Origin of the sequence: Georgenia sp. TF02-10, from assembly GCF_022759505.1 — a bacterium.
In the GTDB taxonomy this organism is placed as follows: domain Bacteria; phylum Actinomycetota; class Actinomycetes; order Actinomycetales; family Actinomycetaceae; genus TF02-10.
Window position 1 is genome coordinate 341,812 of sequence record NZ_CP094289.1, and the last position, 16,629, is coordinate 358,440.

Genomic DNA, 16,629 nt, shown 5'->3' on the forward strand with positions numbered 1-16,629 from the left:
GGGCGCTGCCACCGAGCCCCGCGGCGGTGCGGTGCGGTGCCGTCCCGACCGGTGCCGCCGAGCCCGAACAGGTGCGTCCTGGCGGGGCGACGGACACCTGAGGTGCGGGCCCCGGCCCGTCAGGCACCCTGCCCGGACGAGCCGTCCGCGGCCCCCAGGATCCCCTCCGGCAGGGCTTCGACCGGCACGATCACCATGTCCTGGATCTTCCAGTCCAGCGCGATCGCCGACTCCCGCGCCGCCCGTAGGTCGGCCAGCGACGGCGGCTCGCCCCCGGCCGGGACCACGAAGGACTCCACGTGGAAGACGTGGCCCTGGTCCCGCACCCGCGAGGCGGCCTCGGCGACCCACGGCAGGGCCCGCAGGTGCTCGTCGAGCCGGACCACGAGCGGGTGCGGGTCCTCGCCGTCGTAGGTGGCCGCCCGGGCGTCCATCAGCGCCGTCGTCCCCGTCCGCAGGTTCCCCAGCCCGTCCCGCAGGATGCTGCCGGAGATGAACAGGGCGGCGGCGGCGTCGGCCCACCACAGCCCGACGCCGATGCCTAGCACCCCGACGATCGCGCCGACGGCGGTCATCCAGTCGGCCTTGTTCATGTCCGCGTCGGCGTAGAGCACCCGGTCGTGCAGCGTCTCGGCGAGCGGCATCTTCCCCCGGCCGAGCAGCACGGGCGGGACGGCGGTGTAGGCCATGACGGCGATCATCAGCCAGCCGGACCAGACCACCTGCCCGGCCACCTCCATGGTGCCCACCGGCGGGTGCTCGGCCGCGAGCAGCCCGGAGAGGGAGTCGAAGACGAGGATCACGCCCATCGCGGTCAGCGCGGTGGCGGCCACGAGGTGCCCGACGCCGACCGCCCGGTGGTAGCCGAAGGGGTGCCGGGGGTCGGGGGCCCGCCGGCACAGCCGGGCGGTGAGGAGGAACACCGCCGGCGGGATGAGCGAGAGCATGTCCTCCGCCCACGCCGTCTTCATCGCCTGCGAGCTGCCCATGACGAGGTAGACCAGGGTGATCGCGGTGGCCAGGAAGGCGAGGGTGAGCCACTCCAGGCGGACGGCCCGGCGCAGCGCGGCGGCCTGCTCGGCCGGGAGCTCGGTGTGCCCGAACCGGGCCACGGCCTCCCGCCCGGTGCTCACGGCGCCGCCTCCGCCGCGAGGAGGAACCGCTCCAGCTCCACCAGGAACGCGTTCTCGCCCATCGGCGCGGCCATCACGTGCAGCTCCTTCTCCCCGTCCGGGCTGGTGGTCTCCAGGTACCGGTAGGTCAGGGCGGCCTGGGAGGACCAGGGTGACTTCGCGGTCAACCCGCCGATGACGACGTCGAGCTCGGCCCGCTCGAGCTGGCCGATGAGCATCTCCTCCCCGCCGGCGGTCCAGGCGACCTCGGCGTCGAGGGACCGGGCGAAGTCCTGCACGAGGTCGACCTCCAGGCCGGTGGGGTCGCCGTCGGGCCCGTCCGGCAGGTCGGTCCACGGCGGGTTGGGGGAGACGCCCACCCGCAGCTGCCCGCCGCGGACGCGGTCCAGGGTGCCCTCGGGGTCGGTGGGCACGCTCACCCCGCAGCCGCCCAGGACCGTCAGCACCAGGGCCGCCGTCAGCACACGTCGCCGGCTCATGGGCCCAGTCAACGACACCCCAGCAGTTCCGCACGTCGGCCGCGCCGACGGCGGCCGGCCGGGTGAGCCGGCGGCTCAGCCGGCGAGCACCGCCAGGACCACCGCCGCCGCCCGCTCGGCGGCCTGGTCCACCCCTAGGTGGAAGTCCTCCCCGGCCGCCGGGCCGCAGAGGTCGGAGATGCCCCGGACGGAGAGGAACGGCACGGCGTAGGAGCGCGCCACCTGGGCCAGCGCCGTCGTCTCCATGTCCGTGCTCAGCGCGTCGGGGAACCGGGAGCGGACGTCGGCCACCGTGGTGGCGGTGACGAAGGAGTCGCCGGAGACCATCCCGCCCACCCGCAGGGTGCCCGCCGGCGGCCGGGCGCGGCGGGCCGCGGCGAGCAGGGCGCCGGCGGCGGGGTAGTCCACCGGCATCCCGGGGACCTGGCCGAGCGCGTAGCCGAACGCGGTGGCGTCGGCGCTGGCGTAGGTGTACCGGTCCCCGACGACGACGTCGCCCACCTGCACCCCGGCCGCCAGGCCGCCCGCCGAGCCGGTGGACAGCAGCGCGGCCGGCCGGACCCGGCCGAGCGCGGCGGTGGCCGCGGCGGCCGCGTTGACCAGCCCGATGCCGCTGCGGACGAGGTAGAGGCGGACGCCGTCGACGGCGACCGGCCGGGCCCACGCCCCGCCGGCCTCGACCGCCGGGCCGATGGCCGTGCCCCGCCGGGTGTAGGGCGCCACCTCCTCGTCCATCGCCGCCACGACCACGGCGTCGACCACGGGCAGGTCCGCCGTCGGCAACTTCGCCGGCGCCACGTCCGGCACGGGAATCGGGCCCGCGCCGGGGACGGGACCCGCGCCGGGCGCCGCGGCTGTCACGCGGTGACCTGGTCCCACTCCGCGCGGCGGGCGAGCATCGCGCGGGCCGCCTCCTGCGCGCCGGTGAGAGTGTGGCTGGCGGCCCAGCCGCACTGCGTCTCATTCGCCGCCGGGACCTCGGTGGCGGCGGCGACGTCGCGGAGCGTGGCCTCGACGAGGTCGAGCACCTCGGGGTAGGGGTGTTCGCCGGCGAGCAGGAGGTAGAAGCCGGTCTGGCAGCCCATAGGGGAGAAGTCCACGACGTCGGCGGAGTGGTTGCGCACGTGCTCGGCGAAGGTGTGCTCCAGGGAGTGCACCACCGGCATCTCGAGGTGCTCGGCGTTGGGCTGGCAGAAGCGCACGTCGTACTTGGTCAGCACGTCCCCGCCGGGCAGGTGCTTGGTGTCGGCCACCCGCACGTACGGGGCGCGGACGGTGGTGTGGTCCAGGTTGAAGCTCTCCACGTTCATCGGCATGACGGTTCCTCCGGGGGTTGTCCGGCGACCATCATCCCCCGTCCGGCGCGCGTCATCAGGGCACGCCACGGGCGCTGCCCGAGGGGTGGTCGGGCGCGAGCCTCCGGACGCCGCGTCCCAGGCGGCAGTGCCGGCCAGTGCGGGCCGGTGGCCGACCGGCGGGGGGCCGGTGGCGGACCGGCCCGCCGCCGACGGCGTCAGCGCTTGGCCCGCCTGGCGGGCTTGGCGTCCCAGTCCGTCAGCACGTACTCCACCGCCAGGCCGACCGTCATCGCCAGCCACAGCCCCCGGGCGCGGCGCTGCTTGGCCACCCCGGTCAGCACCGGCAGCAGCGCGAAGACCGGGGAGGACGCCAGGTCGATGACCCGGTGCGTGCGGAACGGGATCACCGGCTTGACCGCCAGCGGCTGGACGGTCAGCGCGTTGACGGTGCCCTGGGTCGCGCCGAGCATGCCGAACACCCGCCGTGCCCGCTTGCTCATGCGCAGCAGCCGGGGCGCGGCGAGCAGCGTCAGCGCCATCGCGTAGTCGGTCGCCCCGTGGCCCCCGGGGCTCAGTGGCTTCTCCATCCACCGAGGATAGGCAGCCCGGGGCCGGACCGCCCGGCGAGGAGGTGGTCTAGGTCACCTCCCGCGGGCCGGGGTGGCTGGGGGCCGAGAGCGACCGGCCGACGGCGATCGGTGGCGGGCCGCCGTCGAGCGCGCCTACGAGACCGGACTTGCCGGGCGGTGACGGCGGGTGGCCAAGGCATGACGGGTGGCGCCGTCGACCAGCAGTGCAGTTCCACGGCGGGGCGGGGGCGAGGCCATGGCACCGCCGGCCGACGGCGCCCGAGGCCCTCGGCCGACGGCGCCCGTTCCTCACGCCACGTCCCGCCGCGCCGTGCGCCACAGCCCGCCGGCGACCGGCAGCCCCACCCATACCAGGACGGCCGTGCCGAGCCGGGCCCAGTCGACCCCGCCGACCGTGCCCTCCAGCAGCGGGCCGGTGGCCCGGCCGAGGTCGAGCCAGTCGGCCGCCGGGTCCAGGGCCGGCACGAGGAGGGGCAGGACGGACCACAGGGTGGGGATGAGCAGGTAGGCCACGATGGCGACCGGGGTACTCAGCAGCAGCAGCCCGAACCCGACGCCCTGCGCGACGAGGATCAGGGTGGTCAGCGACAGGCCCAGCAGGGCGGCGGTGTCCAGCGCCCAGGAGCCGGTGCCGCCCAGCCACAGCGCGCCGGCCGCGTTCGCCGCCGCGCCCACGACCAACGTCAGCCCGAGGACGAGCAGGCCGAGCAGCAGCGCCGCACCGAGCTTGGCGAGGTTGACCCGGGTGCGGCGCGGCTCGAGGGCGAAGGTGGTCAGCGCGGTGCGCTGGGACCACTCGCTGGTCGCGGCGAGGATGCCGATCACCGGCAGCAGGAGCATCAGGGGCAGCACGGCCGTGCTGGTCAGGTCCGTCCAGGTCAGCTCCGCCGGGGCGCCGGCGAGCAGCACCGTGGCGAGGAGGGCGGTGCCGAGCAGGACCATCGCCAGCAGCACGCCCCGGCCGGCGCGGGTGTCGACCTGCTTGCGCAGCTCCACGGCCAGCAGCCGGTGCCACGGGATGCCGGCCGGCGGCGCCGGGGCGGGCGGGACGTGGGCGGTGCCGGGGGCGGCGGGGGCGGTGGTGGTCATCGGGTCTCCTCGCGGGCGGTCGGGGCGGTGGTGGTGAAGAAGAGGTCCTCCAGGGCGGTCCGGGCCGGCCGCAGCCCGGTCAGCACGACGGCGTGCGCGGCGGCCAGCCGGGCCACCTCCGCCGGGCCGGCGGAGGTGCGCAGGCCGCCGTCGGCGGCGGTGACGGTGTGCCCGGCGGCCGTCAGCGCGCGGGCCAGGCCGGCGTCGTCGAGGCTGCTCACCTCGGTGCCGCCGCCGGCGAGGAGCTCGCTCGCCGGCCCGGCCGCCCGCACCCGCCCGCCGCCGAGGACGAGCAGGTCGTCGGCGACGGCCTCGACCTCGCGCAGCAGGTGGGAGGACAGCAGGACGGTCCCGCCGGCGTCGGCGAACCCGCGCAGCAGCCGCCGCATCCACCGGGACCCGGCCGGGTCCAGCCCGTTGGCCGGCTCGTCCAGGACGAGGACCTCCGGCTCGCCGAGCAGGGCGTGGGCGATGCCGAGGCGCTGGCGCATGCCCAGGGAGTAGGTGCGCGTCCGGGCGCCGGCCTCGGCAGCAGTGAGGCCGACGGCGCCCAGCACCTCCTCGACCCGGCCCGGTCCCAGGCCCATCAGACGAGCGGAGAGCGTGAGCGCCTCCCGCCCGGTGCGGCCGGCGTGCTGGGCGCCGGCGTCGAGCAGGACGCCGACCCGCCGGCCGGGGTTGGCCAGCTCGCGGAACGGGCGGCCCAGCACGGTGGCGGTGCCGGCTGTGGGCCGGGTGAGGCCGCACAGCATCCGCAGGGTGGTGGACTTCCCGGCGCCGTTGGGTCCGAGGAAGGCGGTGACCCGGCCGGGGCGGGCGGTGAAGGAGACGTCGTCGACGACGGCGCGGCCGCCGTAGCGGCGGGTGAGGTGCTCGGTGGTGATCATGGTGACCACGCTGCCGACGGCGGCCGGCCGGGACGTCCCCGTCCGGTCTCCGCCGCCTCCGACCTTGGTCGGACCCGGACCGGCCAGGTGGGGGACGGCCCGCCCCGGGGCCGGTGCCTACCCTGGTGGCCGTGCCGCTCCCGCCGTCCCCGCCCACGCTCTCCTGGTGGTCGAGCACCTGGCGGTACCTGGCGGCCGGTGGGGTGGGGCTGGTCCTCTTCTTCATCGTCGTCTACGACCTGACCACCGTCGAACCCGCCCCGAGCGACCCGGCCTGGGACCGGTGGGCGGCCCGCGCCGGGGGCCTGGTCGTGCTTGACCTGCTGGTCGGGACCGTCGGGCTCGTCGTGCTGCACTGGCGCCGGCGGTGGCCGCTGCTGGTCGCGCTCCTCCTCGGCGCCACCACCGCGGTGTCCGCCTCGGTGATCGGGCCGGCCGCACTGGCCACCGTGTCCCTGGCGACCCGCCGGCGGTGGCGGGAGGTCGCGCCGGTGGCCGCCGTCTGGGTCGCGGCCGCCGTCGGGTACGAGGCGCTCCTGCGGCCCAGTACCGGGACGGCCGAGAGCGGGACGCTGTGGTCGCTGCTGGCCGGCGTCCTCGCCGCCGCCGTCTGCGCCGTCTGCGTCGCGACCGGGGCCTACGTCGGCGCCCGGCGCGAGCTGCTGGCGAGCTGGCGGGAGCGGGCCGAGCGGGCCGAGCGTGAGCGGGAGCTCCAGGCGGACCGGGCCCGCGCGGCCGAGCGCACCCGCATCGCCCGGGAGATGCACGACGTCCTGGCGCACCGCATCTCCCTGGTCGCGATGCACGCCGGCGCGCTGGCCTACCGCGAGGACCTCGACCGGGCGGACGTCGCCCGCACCGCCGGCGTCATCGCCGACAACGCGCACCGCGCCCTCGGCGAGCTGCGGGAGGTGCTGGGCGTGCTGCGCACCGGGCCGGGCGAGGCGACCGAGCCGCCGCAGCCGACGGTGGCCGAGGTCCCCGCCCTGCTCGCCGACGCGGCCGACGCCGGGACCGAGGTCCGCCTGGACCTCACCGGGCTGCCCGGAGGGACGCTCGACGCCGCCGCGTGCCTGCCGACGACGGCGTCGCGCACGGCCTTCCGGGTGGTGCAGGAGGCCCTGACCAACGCCCGCAAGCACGCCCCCGGAGCCCCGGTTGTGGTGCGGCTGGCCGGGCGGGCGGGGGACCGGCTGGAGGTGGCGGTGGCCAACCCGGTCGGCGCGGCGGTGCCCGCCGGCGCCGCGGCCGGGGACGCTGATGGCTGGGCGGCTGCGGCCGGCCCGTCCGGGTCGACGTCGGTCCCCGCTCCAGGACCGGGAGCGGCAGCCGGACCGGGAGCGGCAGCCGGGCCGGGATCGGGCGCGCCGGGGGCCGGGATGGGCCTGACCGGTCTGGCCGAGCGGGCCGAGCTCGTCGGCGGCGGGCTGGCCCACGGGCTCGGCCCGGACGGCTTCACCGTGACGGCGTGGGTGCCGTGGCCGGCGTGACCCGGGTGGTGCTGGCCGACGACGACGCCCTGGTCCGCGCCGGCCTGCGGATGATCCTCGGGGCGGACCCCACCATCGAGGTGTGCGCGGAGGCGGCCGACGGCGCGGAGGCGGTGGCCGCCGTCGGCCGGGAGCGGCCCGACGTCCTCCTGCTGGACATCCGGATGCCCCGGGTGGACGGCCTGGCGGCCCTGACCCGGCTGCGGGCCGCCGGCAGCCCGGTCCGGGTCCTGGTGCTGACCACCTTCGACGCCGACGACCTCGTCCTGGCCGCGCTGCGGCGCGGGGCGGACGGCTTCCTGCTCAAGGACACCCCGCCGCCGCGGCTGGTCGAGGCCGTGCACCGGGTGGCCGCCGGGCAGCCGATGCTCTCCCCGTCGGTGACCACCCAGCTGATCGCCGCGGCCACCGCGCCCCAGCACGACGCCCGCCGGGCCGCGGCCCGGGAGCGGATGTCCCGGCTGACCGAGCGGGAGCGGGAGGTGGCGCTCGCCGTCGGGCGGGGGCTGTCCAACGCCGAGATCGCCGGCGAGCTCTACCTGGGCCTGGCCACCGTCAAGACGCACGTCGGGCGGCTGTTCCACAAGCTCGGCGTGACCAACCGGGTGCAGATCGCCCTGGTCGTCCACGACGCCGAGGGCTGACGGCCGCCGGGTGGGTCAGCGGGCACGTCGAACCGGCCCGGGCGGGCGGGTCAGCCGCCGTCGCCCGGCCGGGCGACCAGCCCCTCGCTGACCAGCCAGTCCATCGCGACGTCGACCGGCTCCTCGCCCTCGACGTCCACCCGGGCGTTGAGCTCGATGAGGAGCTCGTCGGTGAGCAGCGGGGTGATCTCCTCGAAGACCTCGGTGATCCGCGGGAAGTCCTCGACCAGCTCGGTGTCCAGGTACGGCGCGACGTTGTAGGACGGGAAGTACTTGGCGTCGTCCTCCAGCACGGTCAGGTCCAGGGCGAGGATGCGCCCGTCGGTGGTGAAGACCTCCCCGAAGTTGCAGGCGCCGTCGGCGACGGCGGCGTAGACCGCGCCGGTGTCCAGCACCCGGATCTGGTCGTTCGGCACGCCGTCGGGCGCGCCGAGCGGGACGCCGTAGTGCTCGAGCATCGGCTCCAGCCCGTCCTGGCGGGCGGTGAACTCGCTCTCCACGCAGAAGGTCCGCTCCTCCACCGGCAGGTCGGCGATCTGCGACATGCTGGTGATGCCGAGCTCGGCCGCGGCGTCCGGCCCCATCGCGAAGCCGTAGGTGTTGTTCATCGGTCCCGGCGGCAGCCAGGTCAGGCCCTCGGCGCGGTCGGCGTCCCGGACGGCCTCCCACTGCTGCTGCTGGTCGGGGATGCCGGTCTGGCCCAGGTACACCACCCACGCGGTGCCGGTGTACTCCCACTGCATGTCCGTGTCGCCGGCCAGCATGCCCTCCCGGGCGGCGACGGCACCCGGGATGTTGGTGGAGTCCACCACCTGGAACCCCGCCGCGCGCAGGGCGAGCACGGCGATCTTGCCCAGGACGAGCTGCTCGGTGAAGTTCTTCGACCCCACCGTGACGGTGACGTCCTCGGCGCCCTCGATCGGGGCGATGCCGGCGGGCTGGACGGCCGGGACGTAGCCGTTGGCCGGCTGCAGGCCGCAGCCGGCCAGGGCGAGGGCGGCGGCGGCCGCGGCGACGGCGGCCAGGGCGCGCCGACGGCGGCCGGGCCGGCGGGCGACCGGACGGCGCGTGGCATCGGGCGTGCGGGCGTCGGGCGCCTGGAGCGCCCCAGGCGTGCGGGCGTCGGGCGTGCGGCGGGTGTCGGTCATGACAGTCCTTGCGGGCGGGCGAGGTGCTCCACGACGCGGCCCAGCCAGTCCACGAGCAGGGCGAGCAGGGCCACCAGCAGGGCGCCGGAGACGAGCAGCGAGGGCAGGTAGAGGTTGACGCCGGTGGTGATGAGGATCCCCAGCCCGCCGCCGTCGACGAACACCGCGAGGGTGGCGGTGCCCACCAGCAGCACCAGGGCGGTGCGCACCCCGGCGAGGATCACCGGCACCGCGAGCGGGAGCTCGACCCGGAGCAGGACGGACAGGGCGGACATGCCCATCCCGCGGCCGGCCTCGACGAGCCGCCGGTCCACCCCGCGCAGCCCGACCATGGTGTTGCGCAGCACCGGCAGCACCGCGTAGGCGACCAGCGCGACGACGGCGGTCCACGGCCCGAACCCGAGCCAGGTCGCCAGCAGCACGATGAGCCCGATGGCCGGCGCCGCCTGCCCCACGTTCGCCACCGCGATGACCGGCCCGGAGAACCGGCGCAGCGGGGCCCGGGTGAGCAGGATGCCGAGCGGGACGGCCAGCACGACGACGATCACGGCGGCGAGGAAGGTCAGCCACAGGTGCTCGGCGATGGCCGGGCCGAGCGAGCTCCAGGCCAGCGGCCGGCGGGCGACCTCGCTGAGGTCCGCGGTGGCCCACCAGACGAAGTAGCCGGCCAGGGCCGCGGCGACGAGCGCGGGCTGCAGCAGCAGGCCCCGCCAGGACCGGTCGCCGTCGCGGGCCTCGGCCTCCGCCTCCACGACGCCGGCCGGGCGGGCCGTCGCGGCACTCACGCGCTGCCCGCCGTCGCGCCGGCCGGGGTCATGAAGCTCATCACGGTATCGACGGTGAGGTAGCCGAGGTAGGCGTCGCGCCGGCCGGTGACGATGACCCCGTTCTGGGAGGCGGTGAGCATGGTGTCCAGCGCCTCGTTCAGGGTGGCCCGGGGGGAGAGGGTGGGCAGATCCCGGTCGACGGCGGCCGGCACGGTCCCGGCGCGGTCCAGCTCGGCCACCGCGGGCCAGCGCAGCGGCCGGTCCCGCTCGTCCACGACGACCACGAAGTCCTCCCCGGCGGCCCGGGCCCGCTCCACCGCCGCCGCGGCCGGGCTGCCCGCCCGGGCGGTGACCCCGGCGGCCAGCGGCGCGTCGCCCACCCGGGTCAGGCTCAGCGTCTTCAGCGCGGCGCCCTGGCCGACGAAGTCGCTGACGAAGTCCTCGGCCGGGTGGGTCAGGATCTCCTCCGGGGTGCCGAGCTGGACGATCCGGGCGCCGACGTCGAGGACGGCGATCCGGTCGCCGAGCTTGACCGCCTCGTCGAAGTCGTGGGTGACGATGACGATGGTCTTGCCGACCTCGTCCTGGATCCGCAGCAGCTCGTCCTGCAGCCGCTGGCGGGTGACCGGGTCGACGGCACCGAACGGCTCGTCCATGAGCAGCACCGGCGGGTCGGCGGCCAGCGCCCGGGCCACGCCCACGCGCTGCTGCTGGCCGCCGGAGAGCTCGCGGGGGTAGCGGTCGCGGTAGGTGGCCGGGTCCAGGCCGACGAGGTCGAGCAGCTCGTCCACCCGGGCGGCGGCGCGGGCCTTGTCCCAGCGGAGCAGGCCGGGCACCAGGGCGACGTTGGCGGCGACAGTCATGTGCGGGAACAGCCCGCCGGCCTGGATGACGTACCCGATCCGGCGACGCAGCGCGTCCGGGTCCCGGGTGGTGACGTCCTCCCCGCCCATGACGATCCGGCCGCTGGAGGGCTCGATGAGCCGGTTGATCATCTTCAGGGTGGTGGTCTTCCCGCAGCCGGACGGGCCCACCAGCACGAGGATCTCCCCGGCCCGGATCTCCAGGTCGACGTGGTCCACGGCGGGCTGCGCCTGGCCGGGGTAGTGCTTGGTGACGCCCTGCAGCTCGATGGCGGCGCCGGCGGCGCCGGTGGCGCCGGGCGCTGTCCGCCCGGCGCCGGGCGTGGCGGTGGCGGCGGTGGCGGTGGTCTCAGGCACGGATCCCCCGGGGGATGGTCAGGCGGCCGAGCAGCACGAGGAGCAGGTCGACCACGAGGGCGAGGATGACGACGGCGATGGTGCCGGTGAGGGTGGAGTACAGGGCGTTGGCCCCGCCGAGGCGGGCGAGCCCGGCGAAGATGAAGCCGCCCAGGCCCGGCCCGAGGACGTAGGCGGCCACCGCGGCGATGCCCATCACCATCTGGGTGGCGACCCGCACGCCGGCCAGGATCACCGGCCAGGCCAGCGGGAGCTCGACCCGGAGCAGGGCAGCCGCCCGGCTCATCCCGACCCCGCGGGCCGACTCCACGGTCGCCCGGTCCACCCCGGCCAGCCCGACGACGGCGTTGCGCAGGATGGGCAGGGCGGCGTAGAAGGTCACCGCGATGACAGCCGGAAGCACGCCGAACCCGAAGGGGGCGAGCAGCAGGCCGAGCAGCGCGAAGGAGGGGATGGTCAGCCCGACCGCGGAGACCGAGCCGGCCAGCGCGGACAGCCGGGGGCTGCGGTAGACGAGCACGGCGACGACCAGCGCCAGGACGGTGGCGAGGGCCACGCACTGGAGCACCAGGCTGGCGTGCTGGTAGGAGAGGAAGAGGATCTGGCCGCGCCGCTCGAGCACGTACTCCCACATGCGCGTGCCTTCCTTCCGGGTGGACGGGGGCTGGACAGGGCTGGTGGTGGTGGTCGGGTGGCCTGGTGGTCGGGCCGGACCGCGGGCGTGGCGGTCCGCGTGCGGCGGTCCGTGCGGCGGGCGGACGACGGCGGCCGGGAGCCGCTGGCCGCGCTGGCCGGCCCGCTGCCGCACCCGGCCGCTTTGGCCGGCCGCCGGCCTGCCGACCCGCAGCACGGCACCGCTCGCCCGCAGCACGGCACTGCTCACCCGCAGGTTCGGGCGGCCGCGGGCGGGACGGCCGCCGGCGCTCGGCCCGCCCCTCGCGGGCCTTCCAGAGCGCCGGCCTGAGCGGCCGGTGCAGCGCCGCCTCGTATGGACGGGCATCGACCTTAATGGATGTGGCACGTGGGACCAAACGGCGGGCCAGGCGCCGGCCCGCACCCAGGCGCTCGCAGGAGGCAGGATCCGCCTCCCGACGCTGCGGTACGTGTGCCATAGATCAGCGCCGGGAACGCGTCTCGGCCAGCACGCCCCTCGCCCACCGCACAGCGGTGCCTCCCGCGCTCCGGCGGCCCGCCGACAACGCCGCGACCGCCGTCCGGGTGCACGGCAAGCGTCCCGTCCGGGTCCACGTCGGACGGTGGGCGACCCGACGCCACGGGTAGGCGCGACACGCCGAACAGCCGGGACGACACGCCGGCCAGGCGCGGCGGCCGTCCGATAGTTGTCCACCACCTGTGGACAAACATGGGCACAACCGTCCACAGGGTCGCCGACAGGGAGGGCGCGGAGGGGCGATGTCAGTGGGCGGTGCGAGGGTGCGCAGTGCCCGGGACAGGCCCGGGCGGCGGGCCGGCGCGACCCGTCAACACCCGCTCCACAGCCTGGTCCAGGGAGGTCCACAGCAACCCCGCCGGGCTGTGGAGGACACACCGATGACGACACGCCAACACAGCATCTTGGGGTCGTGGCCAGCCCCTACCCCTAGGTGTAGTGTCGGGCCCAGCGGACGACCCAATGACACCGATGTGATTCGTCGGGGCGGCCCGGCAGCAGCGGCACTAGCGAAGGAGACCGGCTCGATGAGCATCACCGTCTACAGCAAGCCGGCCTGCGTCCAGTGCGACGCGACGTACCGCGCCCTGGCCAAGCAGGGCCTGGCGTACGAGGTCGTGGACATCACCGAGGACGCGGAGGCGCTCGAGAGCGTCAAGGCCCTCGGCTACCAGCAGGCCCCCGTCGTCTTCGCCGGCGGCGACCACTGGTCCGGCTTCCGGCCGGACAAGATCAAGGCGCTCGCCGCCCAGGCCGCGGCCGCCGTCGTCGCCTAGCCGCTACCGGGCGGTCCGCCGAGGCGCGGCGAGCCTCGGCGGCACCCGGCCCCGGACCGGCCACAGGTCCGAGCGAAGCGCGGCTGGCCGGGGACCGCACCACGGCGCCCGCCCGTGGCGACGCGCCGATCAGCGCGTCACCCGCCCGCACCGGCGGTCAGCGGCCACCCGGCGACCCCGGCGCGGCCGGCCACCACAGGAACGAGCCACCGCAGGAGACCGGAAGGAGGGCAGATGGGCCCGCTCGTCTACTTCTCCTCGGCGACCAACAACACCCACCGCTTCGTCGAGAAGCTCGACCTCCCGGCGCGGCGCATCCCGCTGCGCCCCACCGAGGGGCCGCTCCACGTCAGCGAGGAGTACGTGCTCGTCGTGCCTACCTACGGCGGGGGCAACGGCCGCGGCGCGGTGCCCAAGCAGGTGATCCGCTTCCTCAACGACGAGGGCAACCGCTCGCTCCTGCGCGGCGTCATCGCCGCCGGCAACCTGAACTTCGGTGCGGCCTACGGCATCGCGGGGGACATCATCTCCGCGAAGTGCCAGGTGCCCTACCTCTACCGATTCGAACTACTGGGAACGACCGAGGACGTCGTGCGCGTCCGCGAGGGATTGGAGCAGTTTTGGCAGCCACGCTCACCGATACCGGCGTAGAGGTCGCCAGCGCGCCGGAGCTCGACTACCACGCGCTCAACGCGATGCTCAACCTCTACGACGCGGACGGGAAGATCCAGTTCCACGCCGACCGGGAGGCGGCGCGCCAGTACTTCCTCCAGCACGTCAACCAGAACACCGTCTTCTTCCACGACCTGGAGGAGAAGCTCGACTACCTGGTGACCGAGGGCTACTACGAGGCCGAGGTCCTGGAGAAGTACACGCCCGAGTTCCGGGCCCAGATCTGGGACGCGGCCTACGCCCGGAAGTTCCGGTTCGACACCTTCCTGGGCGCGTTCAAGTACTACACCTCCTACACGCTCAAGACGTTCGACGGCAAGCGGTACCTCGAGCGCTTCGAGGACCGGGTGGTCATGGTGGCCCTCACCCTGGCCGACGGCGACGAGCGCCTCGCGCTGGAGATCGTCGAGGAGATCATCTCCGGCCGGTTCCAGCCGGCCACCCCCACGTTCCTCAACGCCGGCAAGGCCCAGCGCGGCGAGCTCGTCAGCTGCTTCCTGCTGCGGGTCGAGGACAACATGGAGTCCATCGCCCGGGGCATCAACTCCGCCCTGCAGCTGTCCAAGCGGGGCGGTGGCGTCGCCCTGTCGCTGACCAACGTGCGTGAGGCGGGCGCGCCGATCAAGCGGATCGAGAACCAGTCCTCGGGTGTCATCCCGGTCATGAAGCTGCTGGAGGACTCCTTCTCCTACGCCAACCAGCTCGGGGCCCGCCAGGGGGCCGGGGCGGTCTACCTGCACGCCCACCACCCGGACATCATGCGCTTCCTGGACACGAAGCGGGAGAACGCGGACGAGAAGATCCGCATCAAGACCCTCTCCCTGGGCGTGGTGATCCCGGACATCACCTTCGAGCTGGCGAAGAAGAACGAGGACATGTACCTGTTCTCGCCCTACGACGTCGAGCGGGTCTACGGCGTCCCCTTCTCCGAGATCAACGTCTCGGAGAAGTACCACGAGATGGTCGACGACGGCCGGATCCGGAAGACCAAGCTGAGCGCCCGCGGGTTCTTCCAGACCCTCGCCGAGCTGCAGTTCGAGTCGGGCTACCCCTACATCGTGTTCGAGGACACGGTGAACCGGGCCAACCCGATCAAGGGCAAGATCACCATGTCGAACCTGTGCTCGGAGATCCTGCAGGTCTCCACCCCCTCGACCTACCGCGACGACCTCTCCTACGACCAGGTCGGCAAGGACATCTCCTGCAACCTGGGCTCGCTCAACATCGCCCGGACGATGGACTCCCCCGACCTCGGCAAGACGGTCGGCACCGCGATCCGCGCGCTCACCGCCGTCGCCGACCAGACGCACATCACCTCGGTGCCCTCCGTGGAGAAGGGCAACAACGAGTCCCACGCCATCGGCCTGGGGCAGATGAACCTGCACGGGTACCTGGCCCGGGAGCGCATCCACTACGGGTCTCCCGAGGGCCTGGACTTCACCAACATGTACTTCTACACGGTGGCCTTCCACGCGATCGCCGAGTCCAACAAGATCGCCATCGAGAAGGGCCGGGCGTTCGCCGGGTTCGCCGAGTCCAAGTACGCCAGCGGGGAGTACTTCACCAAGTACACCGACCAGGTCTGGGAGCCGCGCACCGAGCGGGTGCGCCAGCTCTTCGCCGGCGCCGGGGTGCACATCCCCACCCAGGAGGACTGGCGCCGGCTGGCCGCCTCGGTCCGGGAGCACGGCATCTACAACCAGAACCTCCAGGCCGTCCCGCCAACCGGGTCGATCTCCTACATCAACCACGCCACCTCCTCCATCCACCCGATCGTGTCCAAGGTGGAGATCCGCAAGGAGGGCAAGATCGGGCGGGTGTACTACCCGGCGCCGTACATGACGAACGACAACCTCGAGTACTACGAGGACGCGTACGAGATCGGCTACGAGAAGATCATCGACACCTACGCCGAGGCCACCCAGCACGTGGACCAGGGCCTGTCGCTGACCCTGTTCTTCAAGGACACCGTCACCACCCGGGACGTCAACAAGGCGCAGATCTACGCCTGGCGCAAGGGCATCAAGACCCTGTACTACATCCGGCTGCGCCAGCTGGCGCTGGAGGGCACCGAGGTCGAGGGCTGCGTGTCCTGCATGCTCTGACCCCGCCCGGGCCCGTGCGGCCACCCGCACGGGCCCACCCGCCCGGCCCCGCCGGGCCGGACACCCCCCGGCCGACCGGCCGGCACCGAGAGACCAGCAAGGAGAGGCACCCGTCGTGGCCGAGAAGCTCGCGCTCGTCAGCAGCGTCCAGGCGATCAACTGGAACCGCGTCCAGGACGAGAAGGACGTGGAGGTGTGGGACCGCCTGACCGGCAACTTCTGGCTGCCGGAGAAGGTGCCGCTGTCCAACGACATCCAGTCGTGGGCGACCCTGAACGAGGCCGAGCGGCTCATGACCACCCGGGTCTTCACCGGGCTGACCCTGCTGGACACCCTGCAGGGCACCGTCGGCGCGGTCTCGCTCATCCCCGACGCGGTGACCCCGCACGAGGAGGCGGTCTACACCAACATCGCGTTCATGGAGTCGGTGCACGCGAAGTCCTACTCCTCGATCTTCTCCACGCTCATCTCCAGCAAGGAGATCGACGAGGCGTTCCGGTGGTCCGAGGAGAACGAGAACCTCCAGCGCAAGGCGCGGATCGTCATGGACTACTACCGCGGCGACGACCCGGAGAAGCGCAAGGTCGCCTCCACCATGCTGGAGTCCTTCCTGTTCTACTCCGGCTTCTACGCCCCGATGTACTGGTCCGCGCACGCCAAGCTCACCAACACCGCCGACCTCATCCGGCTGATCATCCGGGACGAGGCGGTGCACGGGTACTACATCGGGTACAAGTACCAGCGGGCGCTGGAGCGGGCGTCCGCCGAGCGGCGCCAGGAGCTCAAGGACTACACCTTCGAGCTGCTCTTCGAGCTCTACGAGAACGAGGAGCAGTACACCGAGGACCTCTACGACCCGCTCGGGCTGACCGAGGACGTCAAGGCCTTCCTGCGGTACAACGCGAACAAGGCGCTGAACAACCTCGGCTACGAGTCCCTGTTCCCCAAGGAGGCCACCGCCGTCAACCCGGCCATCCTGTCCGCGCTCAGCCCGAACGCCGACGAGAACCACGACTTCTTCTCCGGCTCCGGGTCCAGCTACGTCATGGGCAAGGCCGTCAACACCGAGGACGAGGACTGGGAGTTCTAGGCCAGGCAGATCGGCGTCGCCCGGGGGCGGAGACCGCGTTGTGTAGCCCGCCGCATACAGTAGGCGTTGA

General features: G+C 74.1%; 17 protein-coding genes. 6 read left to right on the forward strand and 11 right to left on the reverse strand.

All coding sequences use genetic code 11. The features are described from left to right. Window positions 1-119 precede the first annotated feature (119 nt). From MF406_RS01590 to MF406_RS01620, 7 genes are all read right to left on the reverse strand, one after another. Complete coding sequence (locus MF406_RS01590; RefSeq protein ID WP_242896281.1) at window positions 120-1,133, reverse strand: cation transporter; 1,014 nt, start codon at window positions 1,131-1,133, stop codon at window positions 120-122. After that, complete coding sequence (locus MF406_RS01595; RefSeq protein WP_242896282.1) at window positions 1,130-1,612, reverse strand: transporter substrate-binding domain-containing protein; 483 nt, start codon at window positions 1,610-1,612, stop codon at window positions 1,130-1,132. The genes MF406_RS01590 and MF406_RS01595 overlap by 4 nt, the downstream gene beginning before the upstream one ends. Before the next feature lie 75 nt (window positions 1,613-1,687). Then, window positions 1,688-2,410 (reverse strand): 5'-methylthioadenosine/S-adenosylhomocysteine nucleosidase, encoded by a 723-nt coding sequence (mtnN, locus tag MF406_RS01600; RefSeq protein ID WP_242896283.1) that lies wholly within the window; start codon window positions 2,408-2,410, stop codon window positions 1,688-1,690. A gap of 59 nt (window positions 2,411-2,469) precedes the next feature. Then, window positions 2,470-2,928, reverse strand: a complete 459-nt coding sequence (locus tag MF406_RS01605; protein ID WP_242896284.1) for an S-ribosylhomocysteine lyase — start codon at window positions 2,926-2,928, stop codon at window positions 2,470-2,472. Between the two features lie 197 nt (window positions 2,929-3,125). Further along, window positions 3,126-3,497 (reverse strand): hypothetical protein, encoded by a 372-nt coding sequence (locus tag MF406_RS01610; RefSeq protein ID WP_242896285.1) that lies wholly within the window; start codon window positions 3,495-3,497, stop codon window positions 3,126-3,128. A gap of 291 nt (window positions 3,498-3,788) precedes the next feature. Beyond that, window positions 3,789-4,589 (reverse strand): ABC transporter permease, encoded by an 801-nt coding sequence (locus MF406_RS01615; protein ID WP_242896286.1) that lies wholly within the window; start codon window positions 4,587-4,589, stop codon window positions 3,789-3,791. Further along, window positions 4,586-5,476, reverse strand: a complete 891-nt coding sequence (locus MF406_RS01620) for an ATP-binding cassette domain-containing protein (RefSeq protein WP_242896287.1) — start codon at window positions 5,474-5,476, stop codon at window positions 4,586-4,588. The genes MF406_RS01615 and MF406_RS01620 overlap by 4 nt, the downstream gene beginning before the upstream one ends. 131 nt (window positions 5,477-5,607) lie before the next feature. Here MF406_RS01620 and MF406_RS01625 point away from each other — a divergent pair, with 131 nt between their 5' ends. Continuing rightward, a complete protein-coding gene (locus MF406_RS01625; protein ID WP_242896288.1) occupies window positions 5,608-6,966 on the forward strand; it encodes a sensor histidine kinase in 1,359 nt (452 codons plus the stop codon). After that, window positions 6,945-7,610: a response regulator transcription factor gene (locus tag MF406_RS01630; RefSeq protein ID WP_242896289.1), complete on the forward strand. Its 666-nt coding sequence runs from the start codon at window positions 6,945-6,947 to the stop codon at window positions 7,608-7,610. Before MF406_RS01625 ends, MF406_RS01630 begins: the two co-directional genes overlap by 22 nt. Window positions 7,611-7,660: 50 nt before the next feature. Here MF406_RS01630 and MF406_RS01635 read toward each other — a convergent pair whose 3' ends face one another. From MF406_RS01635 to MF406_RS01650, 4 genes are read right to left on the reverse strand one after another with little or no spacing between them, the layout of a single operon-like run. Continuing rightward, window positions 7,661-8,758, reverse strand: coding sequence for a glycine betaine ABC transporter substrate-binding protein (locus MF406_RS01635; protein ID WP_242896290.1), 1,098 nt, complete (start codon window positions 8,756-8,758; stop codon window positions 7,661-7,663). Continuing rightward, entirely contained in the window at window positions 8,755-9,543 is a 789-nt protein-coding gene (locus MF406_RS01640; RefSeq protein ID WP_371744567.1) for an ABC transporter permease, read from the reverse strand. Before MF406_RS01640 ends, MF406_RS01635 begins: the two co-directional genes overlap by 4 nt. Beyond that, window positions 9,540-10,745: an ABC transporter ATP-binding protein gene (locus tag MF406_RS01645; RefSeq protein ID WP_371744568.1), complete on the reverse strand. Its 1,206-nt coding sequence runs from the start codon at window positions 10,743-10,745 to the stop codon at window positions 9,540-9,542. The genes MF406_RS01640 and MF406_RS01645 overlap by 4 nt, the downstream gene beginning before the upstream one ends. Next, window positions 10,738-11,379 (reverse strand): ABC transporter permease, encoded by a 642-nt coding sequence (locus MF406_RS01650; RefSeq protein ID WP_242896291.1) that lies wholly within the window; start codon window positions 11,377-11,379, stop codon window positions 10,738-10,740. Before MF406_RS01650 ends, MF406_RS01645 begins: the two co-directional genes overlap by 8 nt. Before the next feature lie 1,064 nt (window positions 11,380-12,443). Between MF406_RS01650 and nrdH the strand changes: the two genes are divergently transcribed. The 4 genes from nrdH to nrdF all read left to right on the forward strand — a co-directional run bounded on the left by nrdH (window position 12,444) and on the right by nrdF (window position 16,559). Beyond that, window positions 12,444-12,692 (forward strand): glutaredoxin-like protein NrdH, encoded by a 249-nt coding sequence (gene nrdH / locus MF406_RS01655; protein ID WP_242896292.1) that lies wholly within the window; start codon window positions 12,444-12,446, stop codon window positions 12,690-12,692. Window positions 12,693-12,926: 234 nt separating this feature from the next. Then, entirely contained in the window at window positions 12,927-13,343 is a 417-nt protein-coding gene (gene nrdI, locus MF406_RS01660) for a class Ib ribonucleoside-diphosphate reductase assembly flavoprotein NrdI (RefSeq protein ID WP_242896293.1), read from the forward strand. Window positions 13,344-13,387: 44 nt separating this feature from the next. Then, complete coding sequence (nrdE, locus tag MF406_RS01665; protein WP_242897924.1) at window positions 13,388-15,469, forward strand: class 1b ribonucleoside-diphosphate reductase subunit alpha; 2,082 nt, start codon at window positions 13,388-13,390, stop codon at window positions 15,467-15,469. A 115-nt stretch (window positions 15,470-15,584) separates the two neighbouring features. Then, window positions 15,585-16,559: a class 1b ribonucleoside-diphosphate reductase subunit beta gene (nrdF, locus tag MF406_RS01670; protein ID WP_242896294.1), complete on the forward strand. Its 975-nt coding sequence runs from the start codon at window positions 15,585-15,587 to the stop codon at window positions 16,557-16,559. Window positions 16,560-16,629: the final 70 nt, after the last annotated feature.

Coding starts and splice junctions, on each gene's coding strand:
- nrdH (WP_242896292.1), top strand. CDS start 12,444: ATGAGCATCACCGTCTACAGCAAGCCGGCCTGCGTCCAGTGCGACGCG.
- nrdE (WP_242897924.1), top strand. CDS start 13,388: ATGCTCAACCTCTACGACGCGGACGGGAAGATCCAGTTCCACGCCGAC.
- MF406_RS01620 (WP_242896287.1), bottom strand. CDS start 5,476: ATGATCACCACCGAGCACCTCACCCGCCGCTACGGCGGCCGCGCCGTC.
- MF406_RS01650 (WP_242896291.1), bottom strand. CDS start 11,379: ATGTGGGAGTACGTGCTCGAGCGGCGCGGCCAGATCCTCTTCCTCTCC.
- MF406_RS01635 (WP_242896290.1), bottom strand. CDS start 8,758: ATGACCGACACCCGCCGCACGCCCGACGCCCGCACGCCTGGGGCGCTC.
- MF406_RS01605 (WP_242896284.1), bottom strand. CDS start 2,928: ATGCCGATGAACGTGGAGAGCTTCAACCTGGACCACACCACCGTCCGC.
- MF406_RS01610 (WP_242896285.1), bottom strand. CDS start 3,497: ATGGAGAAGCCACTGAGCCCCGGGGGCCACGGGGCGACCGACTACGCG.
- MF406_RS01595 (WP_242896282.1), bottom strand. CDS start 1,612: ATGAGCCGGCGACGTGTGCTGACGGCGGCCCTGGTGCTGACGGTCCTG.
- nrdI (WP_242896293.1), top strand. CDS start 12,927: ATGGGCCCGCTCGTCTACTTCTCCTCGGCGACCAACAACACCCACCGC.
- MF406_RS01615 (WP_242896286.1), bottom strand. CDS start 4,589: ATGACCACCACCGCCCCCGCCGCCCCCGGCACCGCCCACGTCCCGCCC.